Source organism: Cupriavidus sp. 01L46 (assembly GCF_056399905.1).
In genome coordinates this window covers 1-20,060 of record NZ_JBFTSF010000101.1, presented here as the reverse complement: position 1 = coordinate 20,060, position 20,060 = coordinate 1, and the positions used below count along the sequence as shown (strand labels likewise).

Annotated in this window: 15 protein-coding genes; 12 read left to right on the top strand and 3 right to left on the bottom strand. The window is 66.5% G+C overall.

The genetic code is table 11. The features are described from left to right. Nucleotides 1-167 precede the first annotated feature (167 nt). From AC1DS3_RS19120 to AC1DS3_RS19065, 12 genes are all read left to right on the top strand, one after another. Entirely contained in the window at nt 168-2,462 is a 2,295-nt protein-coding gene (locus AC1DS3_RS19120) for an NADP-dependent malic enzyme (protein WP_477127717.1), read from the top strand. Between the two features lie 51 nt (nt 2,463-2,513). After that, nucleotides 2,514-3,866 (top strand): dicarboxylate/amino acid:cation symporter, encoded by a 1,353-nt coding sequence (locus tag AC1DS3_RS19115; RefSeq protein ID WP_477127716.1) that lies wholly within the window; start codon nt 2,514-2,516, stop codon nt 3,864-3,866. 13 nt (nt 3,867-3,879) lie between these two features. Next, nucleotides 3,880-5,238 (top strand): NAD(P)/FAD-dependent oxidoreductase, encoded by a 1,359-nt coding sequence (locus AC1DS3_RS19110; RefSeq protein ID WP_477127715.1) that lies wholly within the window; start codon nt 3,880-3,882, stop codon nt 5,236-5,238. A 92-nt stretch (nt 5,239-5,330) separates the two neighbouring features. Beyond that, nucleotides 5,331-6,977 (top strand): class I poly(R)-hydroxyalkanoic acid synthase, encoded by a 1,647-nt coding sequence (gene phaC, locus AC1DS3_RS19105; RefSeq protein WP_477127714.1) that lies wholly within the window; start codon nt 5,331-5,333, stop codon nt 6,975-6,977. Nucleotides 6,978-7,047: 70 nt separating this feature from the next. Continuing rightward, nucleotides 7,048-8,223, top strand: coding sequence for an acetyl-CoA C-acetyltransferase (locus tag AC1DS3_RS19100; RefSeq protein WP_441631207.1), 1,176 nt, complete (start codon nt 7,048-7,050; stop codon nt 8,221-8,223). Nucleotides 8,224-8,266: 43 nt separating this feature from the next. Further along, nucleotides 8,267-9,013 (top strand): acetoacetyl-CoA reductase, encoded by a 747-nt coding sequence (gene phbB, locus AC1DS3_RS19095; protein ID WP_477127713.1) that lies wholly within the window; start codon nt 8,267-8,269, stop codon nt 9,011-9,013. 66 nt (nt 9,014-9,079) lie between these two features. After that, nucleotides 9,080-9,739: a DUF6781 family protein gene (locus AC1DS3_RS19090; protein WP_441631205.1), complete on the top strand. Its 660-nt coding sequence runs from the start codon at nt 9,080-9,082 to the stop codon at nt 9,737-9,739. A gap of 85 nt (nt 9,740-9,824) precedes the next feature. Then, a complete protein-coding gene (locus AC1DS3_RS19085) occupies nt 9,825-11,228 on the top strand; it encodes a cytochrome ubiquinol oxidase subunit I (RefSeq protein ID WP_477127712.1) in 1,404 nt (467 codons plus the stop codon). Between the two features lie 5 nt (nt 11,229-11,233). Then, nucleotides 11,234-12,229, top strand: a complete 996-nt coding sequence (locus AC1DS3_RS19080) for a cytochrome d ubiquinol oxidase subunit II (RefSeq protein WP_441631473.1) — start codon at nt 11,234-11,236, stop codon at nt 12,227-12,229. Between the two features lie 196 nt (nt 12,230-12,425). Beyond that, the gene (locus AC1DS3_RS19075) at nt 12,426-14,201 is read left to right on the top strand and encodes a sensor histidine kinase (RefSeq protein WP_441631201.1); all 1,776 of its coding nucleotides are present in this window, start codon (nt 12,426-12,428) and stop codon (nt 14,199-14,201) included. Then, entirely contained in the window at nt 14,194-15,552 is a 1,359-nt protein-coding gene (locus tag AC1DS3_RS19070; RefSeq protein WP_459375482.1) for a sigma-54-dependent transcriptional regulator, read from the top strand. The genes AC1DS3_RS19075 and AC1DS3_RS19070 overlap by 8 nt, the downstream gene beginning before the upstream one ends. Before the next feature lie 135 nt (nt 15,553-15,687). Next, nucleotides 15,688-16,929: a polyhydroxyalkanoate depolymerase gene (locus AC1DS3_RS19065; protein WP_441631197.1), complete on the top strand. Its 1,242-nt coding sequence runs from the start codon at nt 15,688-15,690 to the stop codon at nt 16,927-16,929. Between the two features lie 99 nt (nt 16,930-17,028). Here AC1DS3_RS19065 and AC1DS3_RS19060 read toward each other — a convergent pair whose 3' ends face one another. The 3 genes from AC1DS3_RS19060 to AC1DS3_RS19050 form a co-directional block, all read right to left on the bottom strand. Then, a complete protein-coding gene (locus AC1DS3_RS19060; protein WP_441631195.1) occupies nt 17,029-17,979 on the bottom strand; it encodes an amino acid ABC transporter substrate-binding protein in 951 nt (316 codons plus the stop codon). Nucleotides 17,980-18,089: 110 nt separating this feature from the next. Then, nucleotides 18,090-19,403, bottom strand: coding sequence for a dicarboxylate/amino acid:cation symporter (locus AC1DS3_RS19055; protein WP_477127711.1), 1,314 nt, complete (start codon nt 19,401-19,403; stop codon nt 18,090-18,092). 196 nt (nt 19,404-19,599) lie between these two features. Then, a partial coding sequence (locus AC1DS3_RS19050; RefSeq protein WP_477127710.1) for a hypothetical protein occupies nt 19,600-20,060 on the bottom strand: 461 nt, incomplete at its 5' end.

Genomic DNA, 20,060 nt, shown 5'->3' with positions numbered 1-20,060 from the left:
GCATTGCACCGACCTGCCGCCTGTGAAGAAGAAATAAGAAGAAGCAATAAGCAATAAGCAATACGCGAGAGGCGCACGGCGCGGCATTTTCGCCGTGCGCCACGCCCAAGAGATCACAAGACTGTCTATCGCCGATCTGGCGCCCCGACCGAGCCACAGAGACAACCATGACCGAAAACCTTCGCGAAGCCGCACTCGACTACCACCGTTACCCCACGCCCGGCAAGATCTCCGTGACGCCGACCAAGGCAATGGCCACGCAGCGCGACCTTGCCCTCGCCTACTCTCCGGGCGTGGCCGACGCCTGCATGGAGATCGTGCGCGATCCGGCCGAGGCAATGAACCTCACGTCGCGCGCCAACCTGGTCGCCGTGATTACCAATGGCACCGCGGTGCTGGGCCTGGGCAATATCGGGCCGCTGGCGGGCAAGCCGGTGATGGAGGGCAAGGGCTGCCTGTTCAAGAAGTTCGCGGGCATCGATGTGTTCGACATCGAACTGGCGGAGGACGACCCGGATGCGCTGATCGACACCATCGCCCGCATGGAACCGACCTTTGGCGGCATCAACCTGGAAGACATCAAGGCGCCCGAGTGCTTCTACATCGAGAAGAAGCTGCGCGAGCGCATGAAGATCCCGGTCTTTCACGACGACCAGCACGGCACCGCCATCGTGGCCGCCGCGGCCATCCTGAATGCGCTCAAGCACGTTGGCAAGGATATCGCCGAAGTCAAGCTGGTGGCGTCCGGCGCCGGCGCCGCGGCACTGGCCTGCCTGGACCTGATCGTCAACCTGGGCCTGCCAATCGGCAACGTGTTCGTCTCCGACAGCAACGGCGTGGTCTATCAGGGCCGCAAGGAGGCGATGGACCCGAACAAGGCGCGCTATGCGCAGGACACGTCCGCGCGCACGCTGGCCGACATCATCGGCGGCGCGGACATCTTCCTGGGGCTGTCGGCCGGCGGCGTGCTCAAGCCGGAGATGGTCAAGGTCATGGCGCGCGACCCGATCATCCTGGCCATGGCCAACCCCACCCCGGAGATTGCGCCGGAGGCCGCGCTGGCGGTGCGCCCCGATGCCATCCTGGGCACCGGCCGCTCGGACTATCCGAACCAGGTCAACAACGTCCTGTGCTTTCCGTTCATCTTCCGCGGTGCGCTAGACGTTGGCGCCACCACCATCAACGAGGAGATGAAGCTGGCCGCCGTGCGCGCCATCGCCGAACTGGCGCATGCGGAAATCCCCGAAGTGGTCGCGCAGGCGTACGGCGCGGCGGGCCTGCGCTTCGGCGCCGAATACCTGATTCCCAAGCCGTTCGACCCGCGCCTGATCGAAGCGGTGGCGCCCGCCGTGGCCAAGGCCGCGATGGACAGCGGCGTGGCAACGCGTCMGATCGCCGACATGGAGGCGTATCGCCAGCGCCTTGGCCAGTTCGTCTACCAGTCGCGCAGCGCCATGGGGCCGGTGTTTGCCGCCGCCAAACGCGCGCCCAAGCGGGTGATCTACGCCGAAGGCGAGGACGAGCGCGTGCTGCGCGCCGCCCAGGTGGTGATCGATGAGGGCATCGCGCGCCCGTTGCTTGTCGGCCGCCCCGCTGCCATCGTCCAGCGCATTGCGCAATTCGGCCTGCGCCTGCAGCCCGGCGTGGATTGCGAGTGCGTGGACCCACTGGACCCCGCCGTCTATCGCGACGCGGCCGAGGCGTACTACCAGCTGAGTTGCCGCGACGGCGTCTCGCGGGCGCTGGCACAGACGGAGGTGCGCAGCCGCGGTACGCTGCTGGGCGCCATGCTGGTGCGCCAGGGCCGGGCCGACGCCATGCTGTGCGGCACCGTGGGCCGCTTCCAGGACCACCTTGGCTATGTGCGGGACACCATCGGCCTCAAGCCCGGCAGCGAGACGCTCGCCGTCATGCAGATGCTGATGCTGCCGGGGCGCCAGCTGTTTATCTGCGACACCCACGTCAACCTCGACCCGACGGCGCAGCAGATCGCCGACATTACGCTGCTGGCGGCCGAGGCGGTCCGGCGTTTCGGCATCGCGCCTAGCGTGGCCCTGCTTTCCCACTCCAACTTCGGCGGCTCCACCGCGCCGGCGGCGGTGAAGATGCGCGAAGCGCTGGCGCTGGTGAAGGCGCGCGAGCCGTCGCTGGCCGTCGAAGGCGAGATGCGCGGCGATGCGGCGCTGTCCAAGCCCATCCTGGAACACGAGTTCCCCGAATCCTGCCTGCCCACCGAAGCCAACCTGCTGGTGATGCCCAACGTGGACGCCGCCAACATCTCGTACAACCTGATGCGCATCGCCGCGGGCGGCGGCATCACGGTGGGCGGCATCCTGCTCGGCGCCGCGCGCCCGGTGCACATCCTGACGTCTTCATCGACGGTACGCCGCATCGTCAACATGAGCGCCGTGGCAACGGTCGACGCCGGCGCGCAGCGCGCAACGGCCTGGGCAATCGACTGACCTGCCCCCCGACGACGCCGGCGGCCAAGCAACCCCAACGAGGAGACACCCATGGACAATGACAATCACCCCAAGCCGTTGTACCGATCCCTGTACTTCCAGGTCATCACCGCGATCGTCATCGGTGTGATCCTCGGCCACTTCTATCCGCAGGCCGGCGAGGCGATGAAGCCGTTGGGCGACGGCTTCATCAAGCTGATCAAGATGATCATCGCGCCGATCATCTTCTGCACGGTGGTGGTCGGCATCGCCGGCATGGAGGACATGAAGAAGGTCGGCAAGACCGGCGGGCTGGCGCTGCTGTACTTCGAGGTGGTAAGCGCCATTGCACTGGTGGTGGGTCTCGTGATCATCAACATCGTCAAGCCCGGGGCGGGCATGAACGTCGACGTAAGCACGCTCGATACCAAGAGCATCGCCGCCTATACCGAGCCCGGCAAGATACAGGGCACGGTGGATTTCCTGCTGCATGTGATCCCCAATACCGTGGTGGACGCGTTCGCCAAGGGCGAGATCCTGCAGGTGCTGCTGTTTGCCGTGATGTTTGGCTTCGCGCTGCATAAGTTCGGCGGGCGCGGCACGCTGGTGTTCGACTTCATCGAGAAGTTCTCGCATGTGCTGTTCACCATCGTCGGCTACATCATGAAGGTGGCCCCCATCGGCGCGTTCGGGGCCATGGCGTTTACCATCGGGAAATACGGCGTGGGCTCGCTGCTGCAGCTTGGCCAGCTGATGGCGACGTTCTATGCAACCTGCCTGTTCTTCATCTTTGTCGTGCTTGGCGGCATCGCGCGCGCGCATGGGTTCTCGATCTGGAAGTTCATCAAGTACATCAAGGAGGAACTGCTGATCGTGCTGGGCACGTCGTCGTCCGAATCGGTGCTGCCGCGGATGATGGCCAAGCTGGAGAACCTGGGCGCGCGCAAGTCCGTCGTGGGGCTGGTGATCCCCACCGGCTACTCGTTCAACCTGGATGGCACGTCCATCTACCTGACCATGGCKGCSGTGTTYATCGCYCAGGCCACCAACACCGACATGAGCCTGACGCAGCAGCTCACGCTGCTGGCCGTGCTGCTGCTCACCTCCAAGGGCGCGGCCGGGGTCACCGGCAGCGGCTTCATCGTGCTGGCGGCCACGCTGTCGGCGGTGGGCCATGTGCCGGTGGCGGGCCTGGCCCTGATCCTGGGCATCGACCRCTTCATGTCGGAGGCGCGCGCGCTGACCAACCTGATCGGCAACGGCGTGGCCACGGTGGTGGTGGCGAAATGGACCGGCGACCTGGACGTGGCGCGCATGCACCGCCGGCTGGACAACGAATCGGACGCCGAGGCCGACGAACCGGAGGCCGTGCTCGATCCGATGGTGGCGCGCATGCCGGCCTCCGGCACCACGCTGACCCGGTGACCGGCAGGCCGCGATGAAACCTTCCACCTATCGTCCCGACGCCAGCGTCAAGGCACCGCACCGCATCGTCATCGTCGGCGGCGGCGCCGGCGGCCTTGAGCTGGCCACCCGGCTGGGCAACACCCTTGGCCGGCGCCGGCAAGCCGAAGTCACCCTGATCGAGAAGACCCGCACCCACGTGTGGAAGCCCAAGCTGCACGAGATCGCCGCCGGCAGCATGGACATGAGCGCGCATGAGGTGGGCTATCTCGCGCAATCGCACTGGCACCACTTCCGCTACCGCGTCGGCGAGATGGTGGGCCTGGACCGGGAGCGCCGTGAGGTGCTGGTGGCGCCCTATGTCGACGACGAAGGCACGCAGATCACACCGCCGCGCACCTTTGGCTACGACACGCTGGTCATCGCGGTGGGCAGCCAGAGCAATGACTTCGGCACCCCTGGCGTCTACGAGCACGCCATGCGGCTGGAGTCCGCCGCGGACGCGCTGCGCTTTCACTCGCGCATGGTCAATGCCTGCATCCGCGCGCATGCGCAGACCGCGCCGCTGCTGGCCCAGCAGCTGCACGTTGCTATCATCGGCGCCGGCGCCACCGGGGTGGAACTGGCGGCCGAGCTGCACCGCACCACCCGCGAGGTAGTGGCCTTCGGCCTGGACCGGGTCGACGCCGACAAKGACATCCGCGTTACGCTGATCGAAGCCGCGCCGCGCGTGCTGCCGGCGCTGCCGCCACGCCTCTCAAGCGCCACGGAGAGCCTGCTGCGCAAGCTGGGCGTGGATGTGCTCACCGACGCCAAGGTGGCCGAGGTGCTGCCCGGTGGCGTGCTGCTGGGCGATGGCCGCCTGCTGCCCGCGGAGCTGGTGGTATGGGCGGCGGGCGTGAAAGCGCCTGACTTTCTCAAGGACCTGGCGGGCCTTGAGACCAACCGGATCAACCAGCTGGTCGTGCACCCCACGCTGCAGGCCAGCCKCGACGAGAACATCTTCGCGATCGGCGATTGCGCGGCGTGCGCGTGGCCCGAGGCCAATCAGGGCAAGGGCGGGTTCGTGCCGCCGCGCGCCCAGGCCGCGCACCAGCAGGCCTCCCACATGGTCAGGCAGGTCCGCGCCCGCATGGCGGGCAAGCCGCTGGCCGACTACCGCTACCGCGATTTCGGCTCGCTGGTGTCGCTGGGCGAGTTCAGCACCGTGGGCAACATGATGGGCGGCCTGATCGGCGGCAGCCTGATGGTGGAGGGACTGTTCGCCCGGATGATGTACCTGTCGCTCTACAAGATGCACGAACTGGCCTTGCACGGCTTTGCCAAGGTGGCGCTGGACACGCTGGCGCGCTCCATCGTCCGGCGCACCGAGCCGCATGTGAAGCTGCACTGAGCCCCGTGGCGCCGTCCCGCACACGCAATCGCACTCTTCCGGACCCCATGACCAATCCCACACCCGRTCCCTCCCGCTGGATTACCGAGCTCTTGAGCGCGCAACAGACCATGCTGCGCGCGTTCGGCGCCGCTCCCGGCCATGCGCCGCAGGACGACGACGCCACGCCCGCGCCGGTCTCCATGCTGGCGGCGGCGCGCGCGCTTGCCGCCTGGCCGGAACAGGCCCTCAGGCAAATGAGCGCGCTCTGGCCGGCGGGCGAGCCTGCCGGCACCGCGGACCGGCGCTTTGCCGCACAGGCCTGGCGCGACGACCCGCGCTTCGCGCTGGCGGTGCGCCACTACCAGAGCTACGCCACGCTGCTGCAAGGCGCGATCGAGCAGGCGCCGGCCGATGCGCAGACCAAGGGCCAGTGGCAGTTTGCGCTGCGCCAGGTGCTGGATGCGCTCAGCCCTGCCAACTGCCTGGCCACCAACCCCGAGGCGCTGCAGCTGGCCGTGGACTCCGGCGGCGCCAGCCTGGTGGAGGGCATGCGCCTGTTCCTGCAGGATCTGGCCAAGGGGCGCGTCTCCATGACCGATGAGCAGAGCTTCGAGGTTGGCCGCAACGTGGCCACCACGCCGGGCGCCGTGGTGCATGAGAACGCGCTGATGCAGCTCATCCAGTATGCGCCGGGCGAGGGCAAGGTCCATCAGCGCCCCCTGCTGATCGTGCCACCCTGCATCAACAAGTTCTACATCCTCGACCTGCAGCCCGAGAACTCTTTCGTCGCCCATGCGGTGGCGCAAGGGCATACGGTGTTCCTGGTGTCCTGGCGCAACGTGGCGCAGGCGCAGGGGCACCTGACCTGGGACGACTATCTCGAACAGGGCGTGCTGCGCGCCATCGACGTGGCGCAGGACATCACCGGCGCCGATCGCGTCAACACGCTGGGCTTCTGCGTGGGCGGCACGCTGCTGGCATGCGCGCTGGCTGTGGCCGCCGCGCGCGGCGAGGACAAGGTTGCCAGCGTCACGCTGCTCACCACGATGCTGGATTTCCACGACACGGGCGAGATCGGGTTGCTGGTCAATGAAGCCATGGTCGCCATGCGCGAGGCCACGATCGGCCGCGGCGGGCTGCTGCGCGGCCGCGAGCTGGCCCATGTGTTCGCGGCGCTGCGCGCCAACGACCTGATCTGGCCTTATGCCGTCAACAGCTACCTGAAGGGGAGCGCGCCGCCCGCGTTCGACCTGCTGTCCTGGAACTGCGACGACACCAACCTGCCCGGGCCGATGTACTGCTGGTACCTGCGCAACGCCTACCTGGAGAACCGCATGCGGGTGCCCGGCGGCACGGTGCAGTGCGGCGAGCCGGTGGACTTTGCCCGGGTCCAGGTGCCTGCCTTTCTCTATGCCTCGCATGACGACCATATCGTGCCGTGGGGCAGCGCCTATGCCACCACGCGCCTGCTGGGCGGGCCCACGACCTTTGTGCTGGGCGCCAGCGGCCACATCGCCGGCGTGATCAACCCGCCGGCCAAAGGCAAGCGCCACCACTGGACCGGGCCGCTCCAGGGCGATCCGCAATGCTGGCTCGACGGCGCCGAGCGCGCCGAAGGCAGCTGGTGGCCGGCCTGGACCCGCTGGCTGGCGCAACACGCCGGCGCGCGCACCGCTGCGCGCCGGTCGCCCGGCAACGCCGCGTACCCCGTGATCGAGCCCGCACCCGGGCGCTACGTCAAGGCGAAGGCCAGCTAGCTGCCAACCAGCCAGCCGCCCCGTCAATCCGCTATCCACCCTACCCCCAAGATTCACCCAGGAGAGTCACATGGAAGATGTTGTTATCGTCGCCGCGGCCAGAACCGCCGTGGGCAAGTTCGGCGGATCGCTCGCCAAGGTGCCGGCCCCCGAACTGGGCGCCACGGTCATCAAGGCCTTGCTCGAACGCAGCGGCCTGAAACCCGAGATGGTCGACGAAGTGCTGCTGGGCCAGGTGCTGACCGCTGGCAGCGGGCAGAACCCTGCGCGCCAGGCCGCCATCAAGGCCGGCTTGCCCAACACCGTGCCCGCCATGACCATCGGCAAGGTCTGCGGCTCCGGCCTGAAGGCCGTGCACCTGGCGGCCCAGGCCATCAAGTGCGGCGACGCGGATATCGTCATCGCCGGCGGCCAGGAGAACATGAGCGCGTCACCGCACGTGCTGTCAGGCTCGCGCGACGGCCAGCGCATGGGCGACTGGAAGCTGACCGACACCATGATCGTCGACGGCCTGTGGGACGCCTTCAACCAGTACCACATGGGCACCACCGCCGAGAACGTGGCCAAGGCCTACAACATCTCGCGCGAACAGCAGGACGCGTTCGCGGCCGCGTCGCAACAGAAGGCCGAGCTGGCACAGAAGACCGGCCGTTTCAAGGACGAGATCGTGCCGGTCTCGATCGTCTCGAAGAAGGGCACGGTGGTGTTCGATACCGATGAGTTCATCAAGCACGGCACCACGGCCGATGCCCTGGCGGGCCTGCGCCCGGCGTTCGACAAGGCCGGCTCCGTCACCGCCGGCAATGCCTCGGGCCTGAACGACGGCGCGGCGGCGGTGCTGATGATGTCGGCCAGCAAGGCGCGCGAGCTGGGGCTGACGCCGCTGGCCCGCATCGCCTCCTATGCCAGCGCCGGGCTTGACCCCACGATCATGGGCATGGGCCCGGTCCCGGCCTCGCAGCGTTGCCTGCAAAAGGCGGGCTGGAGCATCAACGACCTGGACCTGATGGAAATCAACGAGGCCTTCGCCGCCCAGGCGTGCGCGGTCAACCAGGAAATGGACTGGGACGCCAGCAAGATCAACGTCAATGGCGGCGCCATTGCCATCGGCCATCCCATCGGCGCGTCCGGCTGCCGCATCCTGGTCACCCTGCTCCATGAAATGGCGCGGCGCGATGCCAGGCGCGGCCTGGCGTCGCTGTGCATCGGCGGCGGCATGGGCGTGGCGCTGGCCGTCGAGCGCTAATCGAGTGCCAAGACAACATGCATTCCACAAGGAGAAAACAACGATGAGCAAGCAACGCGTAGTACTGGTCACGGGCGGCATGGGCGGCCTGGGCGAAACCATTTCCACCAAGATGGCCGATGCCGGCTACCGGGTGGCGGTCACCTATTCGCCCGGCAACACCACCCATGGCGAATGGGTTCAGCAGATGAAGGCACGCGGCTACGACATCCTCGCCGTGCCCTGCGATGTGGCGGACATCGATTCGTGCGCGAAGGCGGTGGCGGCCGTGACGGAAGTCGCCGGCCCGGTCGATGTGCTGGTCAACAACGCCGGCATCACGCGCGACATGACGTTCARGAAGATGGACAAGGTGAACTGGGACATGGTGCTGCGCACCAACCTGGACAGCCTGTTCAACATGACCAAGCAGGTCGCGGACGGCATGGTCGAGCGCGGCTGGGGCCGCGTGGTCAATGTGTCGTCGGTCAACGGCTCCAAGGGCGCGTTCGGCCAGACCAACTACTCGGCCGCCAAGGCCGGCGTGCACGGCTTTACCAAGGCACTGGCCCTGGAGGTCGCCCGGAAAGGCGTGACGGTAAACACCATCTCGCCCGGCTACATCGGCACCAAGATGGTCACCGCCATTCCCGAGGAGATCCTGAATACCAAGATTCTCCCGCAGATCCCGGTAGGCCGCCTGGGCAAGCCGGAGGAAGTGGCGGGCCTGATCATCTACCTGGCCTCGGAGGAAGCCGCCTTCCTGACCGGCGCCAACATCGCCATCAACGGCGGCCAGCACATGCAATGACGCTGGCGCAGCGATGACGGCCATCTGGCAAGACAACAACAAGGCAAGGCAGCAACCGGAGACCATATGAAATCCATGGGCATCGATCACGACGCGCTGATCAAGCAGTTCGCGCAAGCGTCGGAAAAGCAAGGTCAATCCCTGCAACAGGCTGTCCAGCAGGCGACCCTCAAGGCGTTGCAAGGCCGGGAGCTGACCCTGAAGAGCATCAAGGACACGCTGAAGATGGTCACCCAGGCGGCCTCCGCCGGGGCGGCCAGCAGCGGGCTCGCCGGGCCGGGGCTGGAGCCGATGTTGTCCCAGGTCGCGCAGGGAATGGACGCCGCGCTGGTGCAGGCGGTGGAAGCCAATCGCCGGGCGTTGCAGCAGATCGTCGACCAGGGCGCCCAATTGCGCGAGACCCACCTCAAGAAGGCCGTGGCCGACATCGAGAAGATGGAGGACGCGCTGTTGGGCTCGGTCGCCAAATCCATCGGCGAGTTGCCGCAGTCGGTGCAGGGGCCGTGGTCGTCGGTGCTGGACGGCATGAAGCTAAAGGGCACGGCAACCGGCGCCAGTGCCACGGCGGTGGTCGAGCAACTGACCACCCAGGCGCGCGAGCTCGCGCGCGAGGGACGGGCCTTTGCGCAAAGCAGCACCGAAGCCTGGCTCGAGCACTACGCCACGCTGGTCAGCGGCGTGCTGATCGGCATGTCGAATGGCCTGAACGGGGAAGGCAAGCGCTGACCTCGCGGTAGCCGCACCGCCATGCAGCAACCGGGACGCCGCAAGCGCGGCGTCCCATCCACAACCCACGGAGGAGCCCGGACAGATGGATCCCATCCTGCTGGCGCGCATGCAGTTTGCTGCCAACATCACATTCCATATCCTGTTCCCGACCATCAGCATTGGCCTGGGATGGTTGCTGCTGTTCTTCCGCTGGCGCTATCTGAAGGCGGACTCGCCACCGCTGCGCCATGCCTGGCTGAGCGCCTACCGGTTCTGGACCAAGGTGTTCGCGCTGACGTTCGCGCTTGGCGTGGTCAGCGGCATCACCATGAGCTTCCAGTTCGGCACCAACTGGCCAGGCTTCATGGAAACGGTTGGCAATATTGCCGGGCCCCTGCTCGCCTATGAAGTGCTGACCGCCTTCTTTCTCGAAGCCGGCTTTCTTGGCGTGATGCTGTTCGGCCACGGCAAGGTGGGCGAGCGGATACACCTGATGTCGACCTTCTTCGTCGCCTTCGGCACCACGCTCAGCGCCTTCTGGATCCTGGCGCTGAACTCCTGGATGCAGACGCCACAGGGCTACGAGATCATCCATGGCGAGTTCCATGTGCAGAGCTGGCTCGCCGTCATCTTCAACCCGTCCTTCCCCTACCGCTTCTGCCACATGCTGCTGGCCTCGGCGCTGACCTGCGCCTTCCTGCTCGCGGGGCTGAGCGCTTGGCAGTTGCTCAAGGGCACCGGACAGCTATCCGCGCCCAAGGTGCTGCGGGTCGGGCTGACCCTCGCCGCCGTCGCGATCCCGCTGCAGATCGTGGTCGGCGACATGCACGGGCTCAACACGCTTGCGCATCAGCCCCAGAAGATCGCGGCCATGGAGGGCGTGTGGGAAACCGAGCGCGGCGCGCCCTTGCTGCTCTTCGCCATTCCCGATGCCGGCGCGCGCACCAACCGCGCGGCGATCGGCATCCCGCATCTCGCCAGCCTGATCCTGACGCACCGCGCCGACGGCGAGATCCGCGGGCTGAACACGTTCGGCGACGCGCATCCGCCCGTCCTGCCGCTGTTCTTCGCGTTTCGCGTGATGGTGGGCATGGGTGTGCTGATGCTGGCGGYCAGCTGGCTGGGCTGGTGGTGGTACCGCCGCGCCGGCTGGCAGCCGCAGCGGCTGCCGCGCGCGCTGCTGTGGGGATTCGCGGGCATGACCTTCTCCGGCTGGATTGCCACGGTGGCCGGCTGGTACGTCACCGAGATCGGACGCCAGCCCTTTATCGTCTACGGCCTGGTACGCACCGCCGACGTTGCCTCCAACGTGCCGGCGCCCCATATCGCCCTGACGCTGGCGCTGTTTGCGACGGTGTACCTCGCGCTGATCGTCGCCTACGTCAGCGTGCTCAAGTACCTGGCGGAGAAACCGGAAGTGCCGCTCGGGGCCGATCACACCGGACAACCCACACCTGCGCCCGGCGCGATCGCCGCGCACCCCTTGCCTGCCGGGAGCCAACCATGACCTGGATGCGTTTGGACGACGCCCTGCCCGTGATCTTCATGGCGCTGATGGGCGTGGCCATGCTGGTCTACGTGATCAGCGATGGCTATGACCTGGGCGTCGGCATGCTGATGCACCGGGCGGCCCCGGCCGAGAAAGACGTCATGGTGGCGTCGATCGGTCCGTTCTGGGATGCCAACGAAACCTGGCTGGTGCTCGGCATCGGCATCCTCCTCGTGGCTTTCCCTAAGGCGCACGGATTGATATTGACCGAGCTCTACCTGCCTGTCACGCTGATGCTGGTGGGGCTGATCCTGCGCGGCGTGGCGTTCGACTTCCGGGTGAAGGTGAAGAGCGCGCACAAGCCGATGTGGGACAACCTCTTCTTCGCCGGCTCGACGATCGCGTCGGTCTCGCAAGGCTGGATGCTGGGACGTTACATCAGTGGCTTCGGTACCGGTTGGAACTACCCCTTGTTTGCTGCGGCCATCGCCGTGGCGTTGCCGATGGCCTACGTGCTGCTCGGCGCGTGCTGGCTCGTCATGAAGACCGAGGGCGAACTCCAGCAGCGCGCGGTGCACTGGGCCAGGATCGCGTGGGCGCCGATGGTCTGCGGGCTGGCATTGATCTCGATTGCCACGCCGTGGATCAGCCCGGCGGTGCGCGAGCGCTGGTTCGTGCTGCCGCAGATCGTCGCCCTCGTCTCCATCCCGCTGGTGACCGGCGTGGCGCTCGTGGCCGTGCGCATGCTGCTGAACACCCGCGTGGTGCGCGGGCCGGTGAGCTGGCTGCCCTTCGTGCTGCTGATCGGGGTCTTTGTGCTCAGCTTCCTCGGGCTGGCCTACAGCATCTTTCCGTTTGTCGTGATCCACCGCCTGACGATCTGGCAGGCTGCCAGCAGCCCGGAGGCCTTGAAGGTGATCCTGGTGGGCGTGTGCATCTCGGTGCCGGCCATTGCCGGCTACACGGTGTTCTCCTACCGGGTATTCCGTGGCAAGACCGGCGAACTCCGCTATGCCTAGCTGGCCCCGGAACATGCTGCGGCGCGACACAACGCAAGGCCCCGTCGACGGCTTCGCGGGTTTCGCGCAGCCGTGCTCCGGGAGTACACTGCGTTCACCCGACCTGTGCCCGGACGAACACAGGTCTCGCTTCCATCACTGGTATCCKGACGACAAGTCCTCCATCGTTGAGGACCGCGGAGAAAGGGCTCGCGACATGAATCTCGGCCGTATGCGCATGGGCATCTGGTGCGGTATGGCATTGGTAGCGATCGCGCTGGCCACGTGGCTGGCCTATGCCATGGCGTTGCGCGCCGGGCTCGATCAGCTGCGGGTTGCCGCCCAGCATCGCCTCGATGTCGTGTCCGCGCGGCTTGACGGCGAGCTGTCCCGCTTCGATTACCTGCCTTCGTTGCTCGAATCCACCACGGAAGTCTTCGCGTTGCTCAGCCGGCCCGATGACGCGGCGCTCAAGCAGCAGGTCAGCCGTTACCTGCACGGCATCACCGCAACCGCCGGCGCGGACAACCTGTACGTCACCCAGCGCTCCGGCCTGACCCTGGCGGCGGCCGACTGGGACCAGCCGGGTACCCCGGTGGGCGCCGACCTCTCGTTCCGGCCGTATATGCGCGATGCGCTGGAGCACGGCCGGGGCCGCTTCTACGGCGTAGGGTTTACCTCCGGCCGGCCCGGCTATTACCTCGCCTACGCGTTGCAGCAGGGCGGCGCGCAGCGCGGCGTGGCCACGGTCAAGGTCAACCTCGACGCGGTGGAACGCAACTGGGTCCAGATCCCGGGCAAGGTGCTGGTGGTCGACACCCGCGATGTGGTCATCCTGGCGTCGCTTGCGCCGTGGCGGCTGCGCCCGCTGGCGCCGCTGACGCAAGCGATGCTGGCCGAGGCCGGCCTGGCGCGCACCTACGGCAAGTCCGACCTGATGCCGCTGGACTGGCAGGTACGTGCCCGGCTGGACGCGCACAGCATGCGCGTGCGCCTGGATGGCGTGGACTACCTGGCCTCGGAGCGCACGGTCAACCACGGCCTCTGGCGCATCATGCTGCTGGACGACGAACTGCCGGCGCGCAACCTGGCCCGCAACGCCGCCATCGGCGCCCTGCTGGCCTGCATGGTGATCCTGCTGCTGGCGCTGGTGATTGCGCTGCGCCTGCGCGCCGCGCAACAGCAAGCCGCCGCCCAACGCGCGCTGCGCGCCGCGCACGATGGCCTGGAGGCCAAGGTGCTGGAGCGCACGGCCGAGCTGCGCGCGCTGCAAAGCGACCTGGTCCACGCCGGCAAGCTGGCCGCGCTCGGGCAGATGTCCGCCGGCGTGGTGCATGAACTCAACCAGCCGCTGGCGGCCATGCGCACGCTGTCGGACAACGCCGAGGTGCTGCTGGAAAAAGGCCGGCTCAAGGATGTGGCGGGCAACCTCCAGCGCATCGCCAAGCTGATCGATCGCCTTGGCCGGCTGACGCAGCAGCTCAAGGTCTTTGCCTTCAAGTCCCAGGATGCGGTGCAGCCGGTCCTGGTACGCCAGGCGGTGCAGGACGCACTGCTCCTTGTCAGCACCCGGATGCGGGAGCGCGATATCACGGTCAGCGTGGCGATCGACCCCGACGACATCAGCGTCCTGGCTGACGAGATCCGCGTCGAGCAGGTGCTGGTCAACCTGCTGGGCAATGCCGCCGATGCCTTGTCGGGCGCGCCGGTGCGGGAGCTGGAGATCCACGCGGCCCGGCAAGAGCTGTTCTGCATCGTCACCATCCGCGACACCGGCCCCGGCATCCATCCCGACGTGCTGCCGCGCCTGTTCGACCCATTCATTACCACCAAGCCGGCGGGCAAGGGCCTAGGCCTTGGCCTGATGATCTCGGCGCACATCGTGCGCGAATTCGGCGGGCGCCTGTACGCCCGCAACCTTGCGCCTGCCGGTGCCGAGTTCGTGGTCGAGCTGCCGCTGGCGCCGTCGCATGAGAGAAAACCCAATGACTGACACCCATCCCATCCGCGTGGTTTTTGTCGAGGACGAGGAGGATGTGCTGGTTGGCAGCTCGCAGGCCCTCGAGCTGGCGGGCTTCGCTGTGGACGGCTTTGCGTCGGTGGAGCAGGCGCGCAGCAGCATCGGCATCGGCGAGCCGGTGGTGGTGGTCTGCGACGTGAAGCTGCCGGGCATGAACGGCGTGGCCTGGCTCAACGAGATCCGGCACATCGACCCCGACCTGCCCGTGATCCTGATGACCGGCCACGGCGATATCTCCATGGCGGTGCAAGCCATGCGCGAGGGTGCGTACGACTTTATCGAGAAGCCGTGCTCCTCCGAGCGGCTGGTCTCCGTGGTCAGGCGCGCCGCCGACCGGCGCAAGCTCAGCCTGGAAGTGCTGGGCCTGCGCGAGCAGCTGGAAAGCTGGCACGGGATCCAGGCCTGCCTGATCGGACGCTCCGCGCAAATGGAGCGGGTGCGCCGCGCCGTGCGCGCGCTGGCCGATGCGCCGGCGGACGTGGTGATCTATGGCGAGACCGGCACGGGCAAGGACCTGGTGGCGCGCTGCCTGCATGACCATAGCGCGCGCCGCACCGGCAACTTCGTGCCGCTGAACTGCGGCGGCCTGCCCGAAGCCCTGGCCGAGAGCGAGCTGTTCGGCCATGAGGTAGGTTCCTTCACGGGCGCCACGCGGCGGCGCTGCGGCAAGTTCGAGCATGCGCAGGGCGGCACCTTGTTCCTCGACGAGATCGAAAGCATGCCGATGTCGGTGCAGGTCAAGTTCCTGCGCGCGCTGCAGGAGCGCTCCATCGAACGGGTGGGGTCGAACGAGCCCATCGCGGTGGATTGCCGGGTCATTGCTGCCAGCAAGGAAGACCTGAAACTCCTCAGCGAGCAAAAAAAATTCCGTGCCGACCTGTACTACCGCATCGGCGTGGCCTTTATCGACCTGCCGCCACTGCGCGAGCGGCGCGAAGATATCCCGCTGCTGTTCGAGCATCTCATCCTGCAGGCCGCTACCCGCTTCAACCGGCCGGCGCCGGTGCTCGGGAACGCGCAGTTCGAGCTGCTGCTGTCCCATTCATGGCCTGGCAACGTGCGCGAGCTGCGCAATGTGGCCGACCGTTTCGTGCTCGGGCTGCTGTCCGACGATTTCGAGCTGCACGGCAGCCATGCCGAGCACGGCAACAGCCTGCCCGACCAGCTCGAACAGTTTGAACGGGTTGTTGTCATGGAGGAACTCAAGCGGAACAACTGCGATGTGGCGGCAACCGCCAGGGCACTTTCCATCCCCAAGCAAACGCTGTACTCCAAGCTGCGCCGTCTGCAGATCGCTTATGACAAGGTGCAGGCCGAGGAGTAACCCAGGCGTAGTCCACCTGCACAAACAGAGCCACCTGAGCTACCTGAACCAACAGAGCCGACAGAGCCACCATCGCCCCCGGTAGCGCGGGGGACGCCCCCTATTTTCAAGAATCAAGACTGACAGGTATTCCCCATGCTTTACCAATTCCACGAACTCAAGAGCGCCCTGCTGTTGCCGCTCACCGCGCTGGCACAAGCCACGTCGCGCACCTTTACCAATCCGCTCAGCCCGCTGTCCATGATGCCGGGCGCCAACCGGATGGCCGCCGGCTACGAACTGCTCTACCGCCTCGGCAAGGATTACAAGAAGCCGCCCTTCGACATCAAGTCGGTGCAATGCCACGGACGGGACGTTCCCATCGTGGAGCAGACCATCATGGACAAGCCCTTCTGCAGGCTGCTGCGCTTCAAGCGCTATGCCGACGATCCGCAGGTCATCGGGTTGCTGAAGGACGAGCCGGTGGTGCTGGTATGCGCCCCGCTGTCCGGCCACCACGCCACCCTGCTGCGCGATACGGTGCGAACCCTGCTGCAGCATCACAAGGTCTACGTGACCGACTGGATCGATGCCCGCATGGTGCCGGCGCAGGACGGCCCGTTCCACCTGACCGACTACGTGCACTACATTCAGGACTTCATCCGCCACGTCGGCGCGGAAAACCTGCATGTCATCTCCGTGTGCCAGCCGGCCGTGCCTGTGCTTGCCGCCATCTCGCTGCTGGCTTCCGCCGGCGAGGCCACGCCGCGGACCATGACCATGATGGGCGGCCCGATCGATGCGCGCCGCAGCCCCACTGCCGTGAACGCGCTGGCCACCGACAAGTCCTTCGCGTGGTTCGAGAACAACGTGATTCATACCGTGCCGGCCAACTACCCGGGACACGGCCGCAAGGTCTACCCGGGCTTCCTGCAGCACGCCGGCTTTGTGGCGACCAATCCGGATCGCCATCTCTCCTCGCATTACGACTACTACCAGAATCTGGTCGATGGCGACCTGGACGACGCCGAGGCCCACGTGCGCTTCTATGACGAGTACAACGCCGTGCTCGACATGGCCGCTGAGTACTACCTGGATACGATCCGCGATGTGTTCCAGGAATTCCGGCTGGCCAGCGGCACCTGGGAGATCGACGGCAAGCCGGTGCGGCCGCAGGACATCACGGGCGCGGCGCTGCTGACCATCGAGGGCGAACTGGACGACATCACGGGAGCGGGCCAGACCGCGGCGGCGCACGATCTTTGCGCGGGCATTCCCAGCGCGCGCAAGCAGCATGTGACGGCGCAGGGCTGCGGGCACTACGGCATTTTCTCCGGCCGGCGCTGGCGCGAAGAGATCTATCCGCAGCTGCGCGCGTTCATCGCCAGCTATCGCTGAGCCTTGCGGGCGCCTGCGGCCAGGCCGCAGGCGCCGAGGATGAATTCCGCAGACGCCGCCGGCGACGCGCGGCGGCGGCGCAAGCCCGACCGGAGCCCCTTAGTCCGTCGGTCCGTTAATCCGTTCGTCCGACTGGTCGGGGATGGCCCGTATCAGCTCATCGAGCTGCGCGCTCATGGGCAACCCGAGCCGCTCGCCGGTGGGCAGCTTGTTCATGAACCATTGCTTGTACGTGCGATCCAGTTCCCCGGACACGGCCATCTCTCGCACCGCCTTGTCCGCCACAGCGGCGAACTGCGGATCGCCCTTGCGGAACATGATCCCGTAGGGATCGTAGGAGAGGAAATCGCCGACGATCTGGAACCTGCCGCCAGCGCCGCTGCTGCGCAGAAAGCCGTACAGCAGCACATCGTCCCCCGCATAGGCGTCCGCGCCGCCGTGCTGCAAGACCTGGAACGCGTCGGCATGGTCCCGCGCCTTGATGACGTTCAGCTGCAGGCCGAAACGGGCCGAGAGCCGCTCAAGCGCTTCCACATTCGTGGTGCCGCCGGTCGCGACCACGGTCTTCCCCTTCAGGTCCTTGAACGACTTGATCGGCGAGCCCTTCGGCACCATCAGCTTGGTCCCGGCCACGAAGATCACCGGTGAGAACGACACGCGCTTCAGGCGCTCGACGTTCCTGGTGGTCGAGCCACATTCCAGGTCGACCTTGCCGGACGTGACCGCATCGAATCGATTGTCCGAGGTGACCGGTGTCCATTGAATGCTGACCTCGCGCCCCACCTCCTCCGCCGCCGCATCCACAATCGCGCGGCAGATATCGATGGAATAGCCGACCGGCTTGCCGAGCCGGTTCAGGTACGAGAATGGCAAGGACGACTCGCGGTAGCCGATGGTCAAGGTGCCGCTTTCCTTCGCCTTCTTCAGCGTGCCGGCCAGTTCCCCCGCCTGTTGCGCCGACGCCGCGCCGGCGGCCAATGCCGCGCACAGCGCAACGGCCGCCCACGCCACGATTCCCCAGCACCTGCGGCCGCCGCCGCCGCCGCCCACGCGTGCTCCATTTGAACGCATTTGATTTGCTCTCCTGCAGTGATCGTTCGCACAATGCCCGGCACACCACGCGGGAGGCCGCCTGCGAGACGCCCTCCCGCGCTGGCCGCTCAGGCCTGGACCGCGTCCGGCTTGCCGAGCGTGGCGCGCGCGTCAGATGCCGTGCTGTCGCCCTCGCCCTCCAGAGCCGACTCGCCCGCCAACTGGCCCTCCCACTTCKCCACCACGGCAGCGGCAATCGAGTTGCCTACCGCATTGGTCGCCGAACGGCCCATGTCCAGGAACTGGTCGACCCCCATGATCAGCAGCAAGCCGGCTTCCGGAATGCCGAACTGGTTCAGCGTGGCGGCAATCACCACCAGCGATGCGCGCGGCACCCCGGCCATGCCCTTGGACGTCAGCATGAGCAGCAGCAACATGGTGATCTGGGTACCGATCGGCAGGTGAATGTCGTAGGCCTGCGCGATGAACAGCACGGCAAACGTGCAGTACATCATGGTGCCGTCGAGGTTGAAGGAGTAACCCATCGGCAGCACAAAGCTGGAGATCTTGCGGCTGACGCCGAACCGGTCCAGCGCGGTGAGCATCTTCGGATAGGCGGCCTCCGAGCTGGCCGTGGAAAAGGACAGCAGGAAAGGCTCGCGAATCAGCCGGATCAGCGTGAACACCCGCTTGCCCAGGAAGAAGAACCCGGCCGCCACCAGCAGGCCCCACAGCACCAGCAGGCCAAGGTAGAAGCTGCCCATGAACTTCGCGAAGGTGATGAGAATGCCCAGCCCTTGCGTGGTCACGGTGGAAGCGATGGCCGCGAACACCGCCACGGGCGCCATCCACATCACGGCGCCGGTGATCTTGAGCATGGTCTGCGCAAGGTCGTCGATGACGCCGGCCAGCCGCTTGCCCGTCTCCCCCAGGGTCGACAGCGCGGTGCCGAAGAAGATCGAGAACACCACGATCTGCAGGATTTCATTGGTAGCCATGGCCTCCGCCACGGACCTCGGCACCAGGTGCGTAATGAAATCCTTCAGCGTGAAGGCGTTGGTCTTCAGGTTGGTGGCCGCCCCCACGTCCGGCAACGGCAGGCCGATGTTGTGGCCGGGCTGCAGCAGGGTGGCCAGTATCAGGCCCAGCGAGAGCGAGAGAAACGAAGCCACGATAAACCAGCCGAGCGCCTTCACGCCGACGCGGCCAACGGTGCTCGCGTCTCCCATGTGCGCGATGCCAACCACCAGCGTGGAAAACACCAGCGGTGCGATGATCATCTTGATCAGGCGCAGGAAGACATCGGTGAAGATCGATATATAGCCGGCGATCTCCTTGGCGGTACCGGGATCCGGGAAGGCCTTGTTACAGCTATACCCGACGATAACGCCGAGGATCATCGCGATGACGATGTAGGTGGTGATTGGGCGCTTTTTCTTCATGACTGCTCCTTGGATTCTTGTGAGCCTGCTTTTCCGAAGCCGCCACCCCCGGATCTGTTCAGGCGAATTGGGCCCCCGCGATCGCGTTCGGACCGCGTCCTGCTTGCGTTTGCGCGTATTGGATGGTTAGCCTGCGGCCAAAGGCAGCCCGGATTCGCCATGCATGCCCTCCCTCATGACTAAGAGACTAGGAAACTCACTGAAAACTGCCAACATCGTCGAGCATCCACCGGCGCGCCGGTGCCACCGCGTGCGGCAGCGCCGTGCTCTCCACGTCGAACTCGATCATCCGGGCGCCGGGCAGGAAATGACTGCAGGACTGCCTCCAGACGGCATCTGGCCAGACCATTTCGACGTTTTTCGCCAGGATCAGGCGCCCGTTGCCGTCGTAGGCGAAGGTCTCCGCTTGCGGCTCGGCGACCATGCCTTCCTTGTCCCGCAGGCCGGCGCGGCGGCGCGTTAGGCGGCCTGATGCGTCGAAGTCGAACGCCGTCACCAACAGGTTGGCGTCGATGACCTGCACAAGCACCCCGCTGGCCGGCTCGTAGTGGTAGCGGGTTGCCTTGCCGTCGAACCCGGTCTCATGCAGCAGGCGGCCTACCGGCTCGTACTGGAACTCGGTCCGGGCGCCGTTCTCGTTGGTGAGCGCAGCCAGCC